This is a genomic window from Streptomyces sp. Q6, assembly GCF_036967205.1.
Lineage (GTDB): Bacteria > Actinomycetota > Actinomycetes > Streptomycetales > Streptomycetaceae > Streptomyces > Streptomyces citrinus.
On the sequence record NZ_CP146022.1, the window covers coordinates 1,920,201 to 1,936,132 of the forward strand.

Annotated in this window: 12 protein-coding genes and 2 pseudogenes; 6 read left to right on the forward strand and 8 right to left on the reverse strand. The window is 72.3% G+C overall.

Going from position 1 to position 15,932, the window contains the following annotated elements:
• Positions 1-202 precede the first annotated feature (202 nt).
• The 5 genes and pseudogenes from V2W30_RS08975 (at position 203) to V2W30_RS08995 (ending at position 7,407) form a co-directional block, all read left to right on the forward strand.
• On the forward strand, positions 203-1,735 hold the full coding sequence (locus V2W30_RS08975) for a S8 family serine peptidase (protein WP_338695101.1): 1,533 nt from the start codon (positions 203-205) through the stop codon (positions 1,733-1,735).
• A gap of 62 nt (positions 1,736-1,797) precedes the next feature.
• A complete protein-coding gene (locus tag V2W30_RS08980; RefSeq protein WP_338703538.1) occupies positions 1,798-3,252 on the forward strand; it encodes a S8 family peptidase in 1,455 nt (484 codons plus the stop codon).
• Between the two features lie 60 nt (positions 3,253-3,312).
• Positions 3,313-4,818 carry a S8 family serine peptidase gene (locus tag V2W30_RS08985; protein WP_338695104.1) on the forward strand — a complete coding sequence of 502 codons (1,506 nt, stop codon included), beginning with the start codon at positions 3,313-3,315 and terminating at the stop codon, positions 4,816-4,818.
• Positions 4,819-4,882: 64 nt separating this feature from the next.
• Positions 4,883-6,241, forward strand: coding sequence for a CoA transferase (locus tag V2W30_RS08990; RefSeq protein ID WP_338695106.1), 1,359 nt, complete (start codon positions 4,883-4,885; stop codon positions 6,239-6,241).
• Positions 6,242-6,421: 180 nt separating this feature from the next.
• Positions 6,422-7,407: pseudogene (locus tag V2W30_RS08995) on the forward strand (CopD family protein).
• 31 nt (positions 7,408-7,438) lie between these two features.
• On the opposite strand, the pseudogene V2W30_RS09000 reads toward V2W30_RS08995, so the two are convergent.
• The 8 genes and pseudogenes from V2W30_RS09000 to V2W30_RS09035 all read right to left on the reverse strand — a co-directional run bounded on the left by V2W30_RS09000 (position 7,439) and on the right by V2W30_RS09035 (position 15,172).
• Positions 7,439-8,481 (reverse strand): annotated as a pseudogene (locus V2W30_RS09000) (zinc-dependent alcohol dehydrogenase family protein).
• A 78-nt stretch (positions 8,482-8,559) separates the two neighbouring features.
• Complete coding sequence (locus tag V2W30_RS09005) at positions 8,560-9,237, reverse strand: lysoplasmalogenase (RefSeq protein ID WP_338695108.1); 678 nt, start codon at positions 9,235-9,237, stop codon at positions 8,560-8,562.
• Entirely contained in the window at positions 9,234-10,118 is an 885-nt protein-coding gene (locus V2W30_RS09010) for a sterol desaturase family protein (RefSeq protein WP_338695110.1), read from the reverse strand. Before V2W30_RS09010 ends, V2W30_RS09005 begins: the two co-directional genes overlap by 4 nt.
• Positions 10,119-10,190: 72 nt before the next feature.
• Positions 10,191-10,913 carry a VIT family protein gene (locus V2W30_RS09015; RefSeq protein ID WP_338695112.1) on the reverse strand — a complete coding sequence of 241 codons (723 nt, stop codon included), beginning with the start codon at positions 10,911-10,913 and terminating at the stop codon, positions 10,191-10,193.
• Positions 10,914-10,938: 25 nt separating this feature from the next.
• A complete protein-coding gene (locus tag V2W30_RS09020; RefSeq protein ID WP_338695114.1) occupies positions 10,939-12,189 on the reverse strand; it encodes an amidohydrolase family protein in 1,251 nt (416 codons plus the stop codon).
• Entirely contained in the window at positions 12,186-13,469 is a 1,284-nt protein-coding gene (locus tag V2W30_RS09025; protein ID WP_338695115.1) for an amidohydrolase family protein, read from the reverse strand. The genes V2W30_RS09020 and V2W30_RS09025 overlap by 4 nt, the downstream gene beginning before the upstream one ends.
• A 21-nt stretch (positions 13,470-13,490) precedes the next feature.
• On the reverse strand, positions 13,491-14,375 hold the full coding sequence (locus tag V2W30_RS09030) for an SDR family NAD(P)-dependent oxidoreductase (protein WP_338695116.1): 885 nt from the start codon (positions 14,373-14,375) through the stop codon (positions 13,491-13,493).
• Positions 14,375-15,172, reverse strand: a complete 798-nt coding sequence (locus V2W30_RS09035; RefSeq protein ID WP_338695117.1) for an acetoacetate decarboxylase family protein — start codon at positions 15,170-15,172, stop codon at positions 14,375-14,377. Before V2W30_RS09035 ends, V2W30_RS09030 begins: the two co-directional genes overlap by 1 nt.
• 124 nt (positions 15,173-15,296) lie before the next feature.
• Here V2W30_RS09035 and V2W30_RS09040 point away from each other — a divergent pair, with 124 nt between their 5' ends.
• On the forward strand, positions 15,297-15,926 hold the full coding sequence (locus V2W30_RS09040; RefSeq protein WP_338695118.1) for a TetR/AcrR family transcriptional regulator: 630 nt from the start codon (positions 15,297-15,299) through the stop codon (positions 15,924-15,926).
• The last annotated feature ends 6 nt before the right edge of the window (positions 15,927-15,932 follow it).

The window sequence follows — 15,932 nt, forward strand, 5'->3', positions numbered from 1 at the left end:
TCGTGCTCGTACCCCCTGTCCAACGTCACGGGGACACGCGCGGGGTGGTTCAACTCCCCTGATTTCTTTCGGAACTCGTTGATGACCTGCGGCGACTAGAGATACGTTCGCACCGCACCACGCGTCATGTACCTGCCCGAGCACCACTCGTGTCTCGGGCTTTTCCGTATTCGCCTCATACGACGGATGATGTGGAGATCCCATGGCTCATCTGCCCGCCAGACGCCGCATGGCCCTCGCCCTGCCGATCGGCATCGCGCTCACGGCCTCCTTCGGTTTCCTGCCGTCCGCGGTCGCCGCGCCGGCCGACTCCCCTGCCGCCTCGGGGACTTCGGCGAGCTCGGCCTCTTCCCTCGCGTACGTGGTCAACACGCGTAGCACCGACTCCCGCACCATCGCCTCCGTGGGCCGCGCGATATCCGCGGCCGGAGGCTCCATTGTCGAGACGTACGCCAAGATCGGCGTCTTCGTCGTGCACTCCTCGAACCCGGACTTCGGCAAGCGGATACGGGCCGCGAAGGGCGTCGCCACGGCGGGCGCCACGCGCACCGCGCCGCTCAGCCTGGCCGGCACCACCGACGAGGGCGCGGTCCAGAAGCTCTCCGCCGCCGACGCCAAGTCCCTGGCGGCGCAGGCCACTTCGGGCCAGGAACCGCTCGAGGCGGACCAGTGGGACCTGCGGGCCATGGGCGCCGACAAGGCCGCGGCCATCAACCCGGGCAGCCGCAACGTCACGGTCGGTGTCATCGACACCGGCGTCGACGACACCCACCCCGACCTCGCCGCGAACTTCTCCGCCTCCCAGTCCGCGAACTGTGTCGGCGGCAAGGCGGACACCTCGCCGGGCGCCTGGCGGCCCGCGAACCCGGAGCACTACCACGGCACCCACGTCGCCGGTGAGATCGCCGCCGCGCGCAACGGCATCGGCGTCGCGGGCGTCGCGCCCGGCGTGAAGGTCGCGGGCATCAAGGTGGCCGACCCGGTCAGCGAGCTGTTCTACCCGGAGAGCGTCGTGTGCGCCTTCGTGTTCGCCGCCGACCACGGCATCGAGGTCACCAACAACAGCTACTACGTGGACCCCTGGCTCTACAACTGCATGGACGACCCCGACCAGCGGGCCATCGTCGACGCGGTCAACCGGGCCCAGCTGTACGCCACCAAGAAGGGCACCCTGAACCTCGCCTCGGCGGGCAACTCCAACGACGACCTCGACTCCGACGCGATCGTCGACGAGTCGAGCCCCGACGACTCGACGGCGGTCACCCGCACCATCGACCCGCACACCTGCTTCGACGTCCCGACCCAGCTCCCGGGCGTCGTGACGGTCAGCGCGACGGGCGTGAACAAGTCCAAGTCGTACTACTCGAGTTACGGCAACGGCGTCATCGACATCGCGGCGCCCGGCGGCGACAAGTACCAGATCCCGGACACCCCGTCGAAGAACGGCCGCATCCTCTCCACGATGCCCGGCGGCCAGTACGGCTTCCTCCAGGGCACGTCGATGGCGTCGCCGCACGCCGCCGGTGTCGCCGCGCTCCTCAAGTCGACGCACCCGAAGGCCGGTCCGGCCGAGCTCCAGCGCCTGATGAAGGCGCAGGCCGACGAGCAGGCGTGCCCCGCCTCGTACGACGGTGACGGCGACGGTGTCGTCGACGCCACCTGCGAGGGCGGCGTGCAGCGCAACGGCTTCTACGGCTACGGCATCGTGAACGCCCTCAAGGCCGTCAAGAAGTGAGGGGCGTCGCGCGTGGGAGAGCGCGCCTTGCGAGAGCGCTCGCGGTGTCGGCCGGGCTCGCGATGGCGTCCGCGCTCGTCGTGGTGCCCGACGCCGTCGCGGCCGACGCGCCCGTCGCGACGGACGGACCGCTGCTGAGCTACGTCGTCAACGTCGCACCCGGGCACGGGACTTCGTCGTCCGTGCGGCGGGAGATCGCGGCGGCGGGCGGCAGCGTCGTCATCGCGTACGACAAGATCGGCGTCATCGTCGCCCACTCCAAGAACCCGGACTTCGGGACGACGATCCGCGGTGCGCGCGGGGTGCGGAGCGCGGGCGCGACCCGTACCGCGCCGCTCGCCGCGTCGGCCACGGACGAGACGGGCACGACGCAGGCGCTGACCGGCGCGCAGGTCGCGAAGGCCGGTGCGCGGGCCGCCGCGACGCAGGAGCCGCTGGAGCCCAACCAGTGGGACATGCGGCTGATCGGCGCCGACAGGGCGAACGCGATCGAGGACGGCAGCCGCACCGTGACGGTCGGTGTCATCGACACCGGCGTCGACGACACCCACCCCGACCTCGCGCCGAACTTCTCCGCCTCCCAGTCCGCGAACTGCGTGGGCGGCAAGCCGGACGCGTCGTTCGGCGCGTGGCGCCCGTACGAGGCCGCCGCCGACCACGGGACACACGTGGCGGGCACGATCGCCGCCGCCCGCAACGGGGTCGGCGTCGCGGGTGTCGCGCCGGGCGTGAAGGTCGCCGCGATCAAGGTGGCCGACCCGGGCACGCAGCTCTTCTACACGGAGTCCGTGGTCTGCGGGTTCGTGTGGGCCGCCGACCACGGCATCGACATCACCAACAACAGCTACTACTCCGACCCCTGGTACATGAACTGCGTGACCGACGCCGATCAGAAGGCTCTGGTCGACTCGATCTCGCGGGCCATCCGCTACGCGCGGGACAAGGGCGTCACGAGCGTGGCGAGCGCCCACAACTTCAACGACGACCTGGCGTCGGACTCGGTGACCGACACGTCGAGTCCGGACGACGGCACTCCTGTCGAGCGCACCGTCGACCCGTCCGAGTGCCCGATCGCCCCGGAGATGCTGCCGGGGATCGTGACGGTGTCGTCGGTGGGTGTCACCAAGGAGAAGGCGTACTACTCCAACTACGGCAACGGCGTCATCGACGTCTCCGCGCCGGGTGGGGACGGCCGCAAGCCGGCCGACACCCCGGACAGGAACGGCCGTGTCCTGTCGACGCTGCCGGGCGGCGGCTGGGGCTACAAGCAGGGCACGTCGATGGCGGCCCCGCACGTGTCCGGCGTGCTCGCGCTGCTCAAGTCCACGCATCCGAAGGCGACTCCGGGCCAGTTGGAGTCGCTCCTGAAGAAGCAGGCCGACGAGCAGGCGTGCCCGAGCGACCCGTACGACAGTGACGGCGACGGTGTCGTCGACGCGGTCTGCGAGGGCGTCGCGCAGCACAACGGCTTCTACGGCCACGGAATCGTCGACGCGCTCAAGGCCGTCACGAAGTAGCTCGTCACGGAGTAGCTCGTCATGGAGTAGCTCGTCACGACGTAAGGGATTCCATCACCCATGAAATCGCGTCTCATACGGACCCTGGCGCTTCCGGCGGGGCTCGCCACGGCGGCGGCGCTCGCCGTCGTCCCGAACGCGGTGGCCTCGCAGGCACCGGTCGCCGCGGACGGGCCGCGGCTCAGCTATGTCGTCAACGTCCGCCCGGGGCACGGCGGTTCCGCCTCCGTGCGACAGGCCATCGCGGCGGCCGGCGGTTCCGTCGTCATCACGTACGACTCGATCGGTGTCGTCGTCGTCCACTCGAAGAACCCGGACTTCGCACGCACGGTCCGGGCCGCGCGGGGCATCGAGTCGGCCGGTGCCACGCGCACCGCGCCGCTGGCCGCGCAGTCCAGTGACGACCTCGCCACCGAGCAGGTGCTGACGGCCGACGAGGTCAAGAAGGCCGCCGCAACGGCGAGTTCGGGCCAGGACCCGCTGGAGCCCCTGCAGTGGGACCTGCCCGCCATCAACGCGGACCAGGCGCACCAGAAGTCGCTGGGCAGCCCGCGGGTCACCGTCGGCGTGCTCGACTCGGGCGTCGACGACACCCACCCGGACATCGCGCCGAACTTCGACAAGGAGGCGTCGGCCAACTGTCTGGGCGGCGTCCCCGTGCAGAAGGACCACGCGTGGCGTCCGGTGGCGGGCGAGTCCAACCACGGCATGCACGTGGCGGGCACGATCGCCGCCGCGAAGAACGGCGTCGGCGTCACCGGCGTCGCGCCGGGCGTGAAGGTCGCGAGCCTGAAGGTGGCCGAGCCGGCCACCGGCATGTACTACACGGAAGCCGTGGTCTGCGGCTTCATGTGGGCGGCCGACCACGGCGTCGATGTCACCAACTCCAGCTACTACACCGACCCTTGGCTTTTCAACTGCACGACGGACGCCGACCAGAAGGCGCTCGTCACGGCCGTCACGCGGGCCACGCGGTACGCCGAGCACAAGGGCGCGGTGAACGTGGCGGCGGCGGGCAACGCGGCGACGGACCTCGCGCAGGACCAGATCGTCGACGACACGTCGCCCGACGACACCACTCCGGTGCCGCGGACGATCGACACGAAGGACTGCTTCGACATCCCGTCGCAGCTTCCGGGTGTCGTCACCGTCTCGGCGACGGGCGCCAAGGGCATCAAGGCGTCGTACTCGAACTGGGGCAAGAACGTCGTCGACATCGCGGCGCCGGGCGGCGACAGCACCAAGTACCAGACGCCCGCTCCCCCGGCGGTCGACGGCCGGATCCTGTCGACCCTGCCGGGCGGCGCGTACGGCTACAAGGCCGGTACGTCGATGGCGTCGCCGCATGTCGCGGGCGTCGCCGCGCTCATCAAGTCGACGCACCCGCGCGCCTCGGCGGCGCAGGTGAAGGCCCTTCTGTACGGGGAGGCCGACGCGACCGCGTGCACCGACCCGTACGACATCGACGGCGACGGTACGGTCGACGCGGTGTGCGAGGGAAGCAAGAACAGGAACAGCTTCTACGGTGCCGGTACGGCGGACGCGCTGGACGCCGTGACCAAGTAGGGGCGATCCGGTGGGTGCGGGGTCCGGCCGGATCCCGCACCCACCGCTCCTGGATAGTTCTCGTATGACCTACGCAGTCGACACCTCAGTCGCCTGGGACGCGCTGGGCGGCGACCCGGCCCTGCTGTCCCGCATCTCGCACCTCACGCGCGCGGGCGCGCTGCCCGCCCGCCTCCCCGTACGCGCGCTGGCCGGCGCCTGCGTCGGTGCCTGCTCGCTCGCGGCGGCGGAATTCGCCGCCACGCGCGCGGGGCGGCCCGTCGACGACATACAGGTGCGGGTCGACGACGGCGCGGTGGCGACCTCCTTCATCAGCGAGCGGCATCTGCTCATCGACGGGCGCGCGCCGGTCAACTTCGCGCCCCTGTCGCGCTTCTGGCACACCAAGGAGGGCCGGCTGCGCACCCACGCCAACTACCCGCACCACCGCGCGCGGCTGTGCGCGGCGCTCGGCGTCGCCGAGGACGCCACGGTCGACGAGGTGGCGGCGCTGCTCGCCGGACGGTCGGCGTACGAGGTCGAGGAGAGCGTGTACGCGGCCGGGGGCCTGGCCGTCGCGCTGCGCACGCCCGAGGAGTGGGCGGCCCATCCGCAGGGCGCCGCGGTGGCGGCCCGTCCGCTGCTGACCCGGGAGCGGGTCGACGAGGCGCCGCCGCGCCCGGCGGATCGGCCGGTACGGGTCCTCGACCTCACCCGGGTCATCGCGGGCCCGGTCGCGACGCGCACGCTGGCGCTGCTCGGGGCGGACGTGCTGCGGGTGGACGCGCCGCAGCTGCGGGAAGACCCGGACGCGCACGCCGACACCGGTTTCGGGAAGCGCTCGACGCGGCTCGACCTGGGCGACGGAGCGGACCGGCGCACGTTCGACGAGTTGCTGTCCGGCGCCGATGTGGTGGTCACGGGGTACCGCCCCGGCGCGCTCGACCGGTTCGGGCTCGACGCCGAGACGCTCGTGGAGCGGCGTCCCGGGCTCGTGGTGGCGTCGCTGTCGGCGTGGGGCGCGTACGGGCCGTGGGGCGGGCGGCGCGGCTTCGACAGCCTCGTCCAGGTGGCGACGGGCATCGCGGCGGTGGAGGGTTCGCCCGACGCTCCGGGCGCGCTGCCGGCGCAGGCGCTCGACCACGGCACGGGGTATCTGATCGCGGCGGGGGTGCTGCGCTCGCTCACCGAGCAGGCGCGGGACGGCGGTTCACGGGTGCTGCGGTTCGCGCTCGCGCAGACGGCGCACTGGCTGCTCGGCGGCGAACGGGACGAGCGGGGCGTCCCGGCCGAGGGGCGGGCTCTCGCCCCCGTGCTCGCGGAGCGCGACAGCCCGGTGGGGCGGCTGCGGTACGCGCCGCCGCCGGTGTCGTTCGCCGGTGGCCCCACCGACTGGGCGCGTCCGCCGGGGGTCTGGGGAACCGACGTCCCCGCGTGGGTCTGAGCGCCTGCCGGCGAACGGGGCCACGCTGAGCGGGTCCGCGAGGTGGGCGGGGAGCGGGGCTGGGGGCATCAGGCGGGCGAACGTCCGGATCGCTTTGCTCCAGTTGTCCCTGTGCACTTGCCCTGATCTGCCCGCACTGGCGAAGATCCAACCGTGAGTTCGATTCCACCGACCACCGAGATGTCCGTTCCGGCGGACGTGCCCGTGCGCAGACCCGGCGCCGGGCGCGCCGTCGCCGTCGTCGTGCTCGTCGCCGCCGCGGCCCTGATCCCGATGTTCGGGCCGCGGGCCGCGCTCGACGGCACGGGCGAGGCCTCGGCGCCCGGCGTGGGCGGGATCGCGCTGCTGCGGACCGTGCTGTTCGCCGCGCTGTGCGTGCAGTTGGGCGAGGTGTTCGCCGGGTTCCTCGCCCGCAAGGTCGACCCGCTGGCCCCCGGCCCCGCCGCTGGTCGCGGTACGCGCCCTGGGCGGGGTTCGCCGCGGCGCTCGGGCTCGCCTCCGTGGTGGCCTCCGGGAATCTCGTCCCGCACAGCGTCGCGGCCCTGGACATCGGCGGCCTGTACGGGACGCGCGACGGCACCCTCGCCCTCGTCGAGGTGAACGCGTTCCTGGTGGCGGCCCTGTGCGCCCGTTCGCGCCGTCCGGGCACCGCGGTGCTGCCGCTGGCCGCCGTGGTGGTCGCGGAGGCGCTGCGGGCCCACCCGCCGGTCGAGGACACCCCGCTCGTCGGCTCCGGACTCACCCTGGTCCATCTGACGAGCGCCGCCCTGTGGGTGGGCGGGCTCCTGTACGTCCTGCGCACCACGCACGCGTGGCGGACGCGCGCCCCCGAGGCCGGCACGGGGCTGCTCGGGCTCTACGCGCGCGTGGCCGCGCTCCTGCTCGCCGCCATCACGGCGACGGGGGTGTGCAGCACGCTGCGCCGGATGCCGCCGAGCACGGTCGTCGACCAGCTCACGACGACGGCGTACGGGCGCACCCTCCTCGCGAAGGTGCTGCTCGTGGTGGTCGTCGCCGGGCTCGCGCTGGTGGCGCGGCTGCGGCTGCGCGGCGCGCGGGACCGTACACGGGCGTACGTTCCCGCGCGCGCGGAGGTCGCGGTGCTCGCCGTCGTGGTGGCGGTGTCCGCGGTCCTGACCGCGCTGCCGCTGCCGATCCGCTGGTGAGCGACCGGTGCGGTCGCTCGGCCGATGACGGTCAGTTGGTGACGAGGACCTTCAGGGCGGTGCGCTCGTCCATCGCCTTGTAGCCGCCGGGCACGCCTTCGATGTCGACCGTCATGTCGAAGACGGGCGACGGGTCGATCGTGCCGTCCAGGACGTCGGGCAGCAGCTCGGGGATGTAGCTGCGGACGGGGGCGACACCGCCGCGCAGCGCGATGTTCCGGTCGAACATGACGCCCAGGTCGAGGCCGGTGCCGCTGCCGTGCGGAACGCCGACGAAGCCGATGGCGCCGCCGTCGCGGGTGATGTTCACGGCCGTCTTCATGGACTGCTCGGTGCCGACGGCCTCGATCACGGCGTGCGCGCCCTGGCCGCGGGTGAGTTCGCGGATCGCCTCGACGGCCGCGTCGCCGCGCTCGGCGACGACGTCCGTGGCGCCGAAGCGCCGCGCGATGTCCGTACGGGCCTGGTGGCGGCCGAGCGCGATGATCCGCTCGGCGCCGAGCCGCTTGGCCGCGAGGACGCCGCACAGGCCCACCGCGCCGTCCCCCACGACGGCGACCGTGGCCCCTTGCGCACGCCCGCGCCGAGGGCCGCGTGGTGGCCGGTGCCCATCACGTCGGAGAGCGTCAGGAGGGCGGACAGCAGGTGGTCGTCGGAGGCGGCGTCGGCCGGCAGCTGCACGAGGGTGCCGTCGGCGTACGGGACGCGCACGGCCTCGCCCTGGCCGCCGTCGTGGCCGACCGCGCCCCAGAAGCCGCCGTGCTCGCACGAGGTGGTCAGGCCCTCGCGGCAGTAGTCGCACACACCGTCCGACCACATGAACGGCGCGACGACGAGGTCGCCGCGCCGGACGCCGGTCACCTCGGTGCCGGTCTCCTCCACGATGCCGAGGAACTCGTGCCCGATCCGCTGGCCCGGCCGGCGCGCCGCCTCGCCCCGGTAGGCCCACAGGTCGCTGCCGCAGATGCACGCGCGCAGGACTCGTACGACCGCGTCGGTGGGGAGCTGGACGACGGGCTCCGGGACGTCCTCGACCCGCATGTCGAACGGGGCGTGAATGGTGGTGGCGCGCATACGGGGTGTTCCTTCGTGCGGATCAGTGCCGTGCCGATCGGGAGCAGGTCGATGCGGATCGGCACAGGTCGGTGCAGGTCAGTGAGGCGTGCGCCGGGTTTCGGCGCGCTCCTCATCACGGTACGCCGCTCCGCCCGCGCCGCGCGCATCGAGGACCCCGCGGGCCAGCAGGTACTGCGCCGCCACGTAGGTGAGCATGATCCAGAAGTCCTGCTGCCAGACTTCCGGCCACTCGGCGACGCCCAGGGCGATGAGCGAGTCCGAGAGCAGGAACAGCGCGCCGCCGATGCCCGCCGTGCGGCCGAGCCGGGACGCGCCGAACGCCATGGCGGTCAGCAGCACGCTGTACACGGCGACGGGCACCCGCATGTCGGCCGGCAGATCGGGCCAGAGCGCGGCGACGGTGTTGGACAGGACGACGACGTACACGATCCCGAGCATCGATCCGCGCGCGCGTGGCGTCCCGTACCGCTTGAAGAGCACGAGGTAGCAGATGTGCCCGGCGGCGAAGCAGCCCATCCCGGCGAGGAACGCGGCGTCCTGGTCGAACAGCAGGAGCACGTCGCCGCCCCAGCCCAGGAGCAGCGCGCCGCACAGCGGTCGGGGCCCGCCGCGCGCGACGACGTACGCCACGAGGGCGGGCATGAGCAGCGGCTTGAGGACGGTGTGCGCGGTGTCGAGGCCGGCGAGCAGCGCGGCGAGGTCCGCGGCGCACACGGCGAAGAAGCCGATCCGCAGCGCCTCGGTACGGCTCACGCGGCGCCCTCGGTGACCTTCCGCGGGGCGCTGGGCACGCGTGCGGGCGCGGGCTGCCAGCCGGGCCCGCGGAAGACCCGTCCGGCCCGCTCGCGCCAACTGTCCGCCGCCTTGAGGTCCCTGGCGATGGCCACGTACTCGTGCGTGGCCACCCGCAGCGGGTTGTAGGTGCTGATGTTCTTGGTGAGCCCGAACACCGGACGCTCGGCCTCCGCCGTCCACGAGCCGAAGAGGCGGTCCCAGACGATCAGGATCCCCCCGAAGTTCCGGTCCAGGTAGCCGCCTTGGGAGGCGTGGTGCACGCGGTGGTGGGAGGGCGTGTTGAAGACGTACTCGAAGGGGCGCCACATCCTGTCGATGCGCTCGGTGTGGATCCAGAACTGGTAGACGAGGTTGGCCGACGAGCAGAACGCGAGCGCCGCCGGGTGCACGCCGCACGCGATGAGCGGCAGGTAGAACGGCCACACGGTGAGGCTCGTCCAGGGCTGGCGCAGCGCTGTCGAGAGGTTGAACTTGCGGCTGGAGTGGTGCACCACGTGGCACGCCCACAGGATGCGGATGACGTGGTGCCCGCGGTGGGACCAGTAGTAGAAGAAGTCCTGTCCGAGCAGCATCAGCGGGATCGTCCACCACAGGACGGGCACGCGCAGCGGCGTCAGTTCGTAGACCGCCGTGTAGATGGCGACGATCGGTATCTTCCACAGGAAGTCGAAGACGAGGCTGCCCAGGCCCATGGTGATGCTGGTCGCCGCGTCCTTGGTCGCGTATCCGGCGGCGTCCTCGTCGGGATGGACGCGGACGCTCACGATCTCGACGACGGTGAGCAGCACGAAGGCGGGGATCGACCACAGCACGACATCGGGCAGGTTCGGGGACGGCATGCGTGCACCGTAAAGGCCCGGACCGAGCCTCGGCTAGAGGTGGTTACTGACAAGTATTACCCGCGGTAGGGGTCAGACTCCGGCGGCTCCCAACAAAGATCCCGCCGCGTAGGTGACCGCCATCGCCAGCGCTCCGCCGCCCACGTTGCGCCACACGGCGGGCCGGGGCTCGGCGCTGCCCGTGCGGGCGCTGAACCAGCCCGTGATCGCGAGGCCCGCCAGGACCGAGACGACCGTGACGGGCAGCCGCAGGCCCGAGGGCGGCAGCACGATGGCGAGCAGCGGGAGCAGGGCGCCCGCGGTGAACGCGAGGAAGCTGGCCCACGCCGCGTGCCAGGGGTTCGTGAGGTCGTCGGGGTCGATACCGAGCTCCACGCGCGCGTGGGCGGCCAGCGCGTCCCGCGCGGTGAGCTGTTCGGCGGCCTCACGGGCCACCTCGCGGCTGAGCCCGCGCTCCTCCAGCAGGCCGGTCAGCTCGTCGAGTTCGGCTTCCGGCCGCTCCTTCAGCTCGCGTCGCTCCATGGCGATCGCGGCCTCCTCCGAGTCCCGCTGCGTGGACACGGAGACGTACTCGCCGACGGCCATCGACATGGATCCGGCGAAGAGGCCGGCGAGCCCCGCCGTGAGCAGCGCGGAGCGGTCGTCGGTGGCCCCGGCCACGCCGACGACGAGGCCCGCGGTGGAGACCACGCCGTCGTTGGCGCCGAGCACGGCGGCGCGCAGCCAGTTGAGCCGTGAGCCGAGCGCGCCGCCGTGGGCCTCGTCATGCGTGGGTGGTGTCCCGGATTCCGTCACGGACCGAGGATGGCACCCCGCACCGTCACCAGACCCGTACCGACGCTCCTGTCGCGAACACCGGGCTCGTCGCGTCCGCGGGCGGCTCCTTCAGGGGCTCGTCGATCTCCGCGACGGTGGGGCCCACGCGGGCCGCGATCGGGTCGAGGAAGGCGAGGTCGAAGCCGTAGACGCGGGCGGTGTTGCCTCCGACCATGGCGGCGATCTCGTCGTGCGGCAGGCCCGCGTAGGCGATGCGCAGACCTTCGCGGGTGTAGGGGTAGGTGCCCTCGTCGTGCGGGTAGTCGCTGCCCCACATGATCTTGTCGAGGCCGATGCGGTCCCGCAGGGGCACTTCGTGGGGGCGCATGAAACTCGCGCCCACGTAGCAGTTCTCACGCCATACCGTGGAAGGGCCCTTGCCCATCGAATCGGCGAGCCCCGCGCCGAACTTGGACTCCGCGGTCCGCGCCGTCGCGGCCGCCGCCTTGCTCGCGGCCGCCACGAGACGCCCGTGGTAGTAGTCCAGCATGTCGAGCACGCCGGGGATCCAGCCCGAGCCCTGTTCGGTGAGGACGAGCTTCAGGTCCGGGTGCTTGCGGAACGCGCCGCCGAAGACGAGGTGCCACAGGGCGCGGTGCGAGAACCAGGTCGTCTCGACCATGAAGACCGCGCGTGCGGCGGGTTCGTCGCCGAGCGGCGGGGACGCGGAGCCCGCGTGGTGGTTGACGGGGACGCCGAGTTCGGCGCAGACCCGCCAGATCGGGTCGTACGTCGACGAGTAGAGCTCGGGGAGTCCGGAGCCGGGCGGTGTGCCGGGCAGCAACAGGCCGCCCTTCAGGCCCGCCGCGGCCGCCCAGCGGATCTCCTTCACGGCCTCCTCGACGTCGTTCAGGAGGATCTGGAAGACGCCCGCCCGGCGCCCGGGAGCCGCGGCGCAGAAGTCCGCGAGCCACCGGTTGTGGGCCCGCAGGCCGGCCCAGCGCCGCTCGAACTCCCCGGGTGTGGGCGCCGGTGCCATGAGGGACGCCGACGGGAAGAACGGCGGGATGGTGTTGGGGAAGACGACCTCGGCGACGATGCCGTCGCGCTCCAGCTCGGCGACGCGACGGTCGGAGTTCCAGTTGCGGTCGGCGGTGTCGGCGAGGAGGTCCTCGTACGGGTTCACGTAGGTGGCCGCCCACGCGTCGAAGGCGTCGTGGTGACGGGCCTCCAGGTACGGCTTGTAGTCGAGGAGATCGGCGCCCGCGTGGCAGTCCGCGGAGATCACGGTGTAGCGCTCGTCCGGTGTGCTCATGGGGTCACCCCGAGGGTCGGGAAGTCGTGGTCGGTCAGCCAGTGCCTGCCCACGTCGCGCGAGCGCGCCCAGGACGCCTCGACGGCGCTCTGGTCGGCGTCCTGGCCGAGGTCGGCCGGGGTCGGTCCGATGCGCCGGGCGAGCGGGGCGAGCTTCTCGGTGTCGAAGCCGAACACCTCGGCGGCCGCCAGGCCCAGCATGCGGCGGGTCTCCGCGACGGGGATGTCGTGGAAGGTCTTCTTCAGCCACGCGCGCGTGTCCGGCCAGGTCCCTTCGGGGTGGGGGAAGTCGCTGCCCCACAGGATGTTGTCGACGCCGATCTCGTAGCGCTGCGCCAGTTCGCGGCGCTTGGTGTTGGTGGCGCAGACGAAGATCTGCCGGTCGAGGTACTCGTGCGGCGCGCGCTTCAGCTCGGCGAACGGGGACAGCTTCTTGCCGCCGTGGGCGCCCAGGTAGAGGCGGTCCATGAACCACAGCAGGTTGGGCAGCCACCAGCAGCCCGACTCGGCGACGCCGAACCTCAGCCCCGGATGCCGCTCGAAGACGCCGGACCAGAGCAGGAACCACAGGGGACGGGCCGGCCACCACGTCACTTCGCTCACGTAGATGCCGAGATGGTCGCCGTACTCGTGGCGGGGCGCGGCGCCCGAATGCGTCACGACCGGCATCTGGCACTCGGCCGCGGCCGCCCACACCGGGTCGTAACGGCTCGCGTGGTACGGGTCCTTGTCGACCCACATGGAGGGGATCATCAGGGCGCCGAGCCCCGACTCCTTGGCGCGGTGCACCTCGGCGACGACCTTGTCCGGGTCGGCGGTGATCGGCAGCAGGGCGACCCCGCAGTGCCGTTCGGGGTTCTGCGCGACGAACTCGGCGAGCCAGCGGTTGTGCGCCTGCGCGCCCGCCATGCCGAGCTCGGGGTCCTGGTCGCCGGAGAGGCCGAGCCCGACGCCGAAGGGTGCCGCCGTCTGGCTGTCCACGGCGTCCGCGTCGGGGAAGACGACCTCGGCGGCCACCCCGTCGCCGTCGAGCTCCTTGAGGCGCTGTGCGGAGTCCCAGCCGCCGCGCAGGCCCTCCTCGTTGTCCTGGAACCACTTCGCGGCGAACGCGTCGTTGCGGATGCCGAGCCGCGTCGCCTCCTCGCGGCGCTTGTCCCGCTCACCGAGGAACTCGTCGAAGGCGCGGTGGAAGCGGCTGTCCAGGTAGGGGCGGTACTCCTCCGTCGGCAGTCCGGCGTGGCAGTCGGAGGAGATGATCAGGTAGGGGTCCTGGTTGCTCATCGTGCGTCCCTCCTCGGAGGATCAGTCGAGAATGAAGCTCTCCAGGTACGCCGGGTTCGCCCGGTCCAGCATCGAGCGTGAGCGGGCCCGGATCTGCCGGTCGCTGTGCTCGCTGTCGGGAAGCAGCCAGAACCGGTCCGCCGCGATGCCCTGCGCGACGAAGTCCGCCACTTCCTCGACGGGCGTGAACTCGACCTGCTTGCCCGCCTCCTTCATGGCGGCCTCCCACTGGTCGAGGCTGCGGTAGGGCGTCTTGCGGGGGCGCTCCTTCGCGAACCGGTCGGGCCGGTTGCGGTGCGACTCCCACAGGCCCGTACGCAGCATGTGGGGGCCGGGGAAGAGCACCGAGGCGCCCACGCGCGCGTGCTCCGCCCTCAGGTGCGCGTACAGCGACTCGGTCATCGTGACCACGGCCGCCTTCGTGACCGCGTACACGGAGGCGGTCGGCAGCGGCGCGATGCCGCCGTCACCGGAGGACGTGTTGACGACGTGCCCCGGCTCACCGGCCGCGAGCATGCGGGGCACGAACGCCTGGATGCCGTGGAAGACGCCCCACACGTTGACGTCGAACGCCCACTTCCAGTCGTTGGGTTCGTGCTCCCACATGCGGCCTTCCGCGCCCGAGCCGACGCCCGCGTTGTTGCACAGCACATGGCAGGCGCCGAACGTCGCGTACGTGTCCTCGGCGAGCGCCTTCATCTGCTCGCGCTCGCCGACGTCGACCACGCGCGCGTGCACCGTCGCCCCGTCCGCCCGCAGGTCGGCGGCCGCGCTCTCCAGGGCGCCCTTCTCGACGTCGGCGAGCACCACCTTCAGGCCGTCCGCCGCGAACCGGCGGGCCAGCGCGAGGCCGATGCCGCTCGCCGCGCCCGTGACGACGGCGACCTGTCCCGCCTCCAGGCGCATCAGACGCTCCCCTCGGGCGGCCCGTCGAGGATCTGCTGCGGGTCGTCGTAGCGCTGGTGGATGTACGGCAGGAGGGCCTGGGCGCTGACCCGCTCGACGACCTTGCCCCGCTGGTCGGTGGTCTTCTCGCCGAGGGTGATCTCGACCAGGGTGCGCACCGGCAGGTCGGCCACGGGATCGAACATGGACTCCCGCAGCACGACGTCCCCGGTGACCCGCTCCAGCTTCCTGACCTTCTCGTTGCGCAGGCAGTGCACGAGGACGGGGTCCGCGTCGAAGCCCGAACCGTCCACCGCGGGGAGGAACTTGAAGTAGAAGTCCGTCTTCTGCGTGGGCTCCGGGAGCGGCAGGTCGCCGCTGACGGCGCCGCGCACCTCCACGAAGGCGATGCCGTGCCGGGCGAGCGCGGCCCGCACCACCAGGCCGTCGCGTTCGACGGTGACCTCGCCGAGCTTCTTCGGCTCGCCGAAGACCTCGCGGCCGCCGATCAGCGCCCGCTCGTGGGTCATCGGCATGACGAGCGGGTACCAGCCCTCGACGCCGCCGTGCTCGGCCGCGACCGCGACGGATCCCGCGCCCAGCGGATAGCCCGGCAGGTCGACCTTGCTGATGTTGGCGCGCACCAGGGGCCGCGCGGTGGGCTTCAGCGGGGGCGGCAGGACCGCCGCCACCGCGTCCGGGTCGGACTCCCACACGGCGACCACGCCGGTGGACCAGATGTCGGGGAGCTTGCTGCTCGCGGTGCGCGCGGCGGCGATCTCCGCCTCGCTGCGCGCTCCGTACCGTACGCGTGCCATGTCGTACCGCCCTTCGTCCATGACGTGATGGGGGGTCGTTCGCGCTGCGCCTGTAACACAGTTACACCGACGCCGATGAAGGGTAAAGACACGTGCACGTACGGGAGTCGAGGGAGGGCGCAGGATGGCACGCGCACCACTCACCCGGGACGAGGTGCTCGTCGTCGCCGCGGACCTGGTCAAGCGGGACGGCCCCGAGGCGCTGACCATGCGCAAACTCGCGGCCGAACTGGGCACGGCCGTCACGTCGATCTACTGGCACGTCGGCAACCGCGAGTCGCTGCTCGACGCCCTCGTGGAGCGCACGGTCGCCGACCTCGGCGGGATCCGGCCGCGCGGTGCCACCCCGGCCGAGCGCGTCGTCTCCGTCGCCCGCACCCTGCGCCGCCAGTTGCGTGACCATCCTCACCTGGTCGCGATGGTCCATGAGCGCGGCCTCACCGAGCGCATGTTCCTGCCCGCCCAACAGGCCCTGGTGCGCGAGGTGCACGCGGCGGGCCTGCGGGGCGCGGGCGCCGCCGACGCGGTGCGGGCCGTGCAGTTCCAGGTTGTCGGATATGTCCTTGTCGAGCGGAATCGTGAACGCGCGCCGGTGCAGCGCCCCGGCGAGGAGGAGCTGTGGGACACGGCCCTCGCGGAGGACGACGCGGCCCTGGCCCGCTCCCTCTCCCGGCCCGTCGATCAGGACCGGCTGTTCCTCACCTCCGTACGGGCCCTGGTGAAGTCGCTCCTGGAGCCCGGCAGTTGCTCCTGAGGGGTG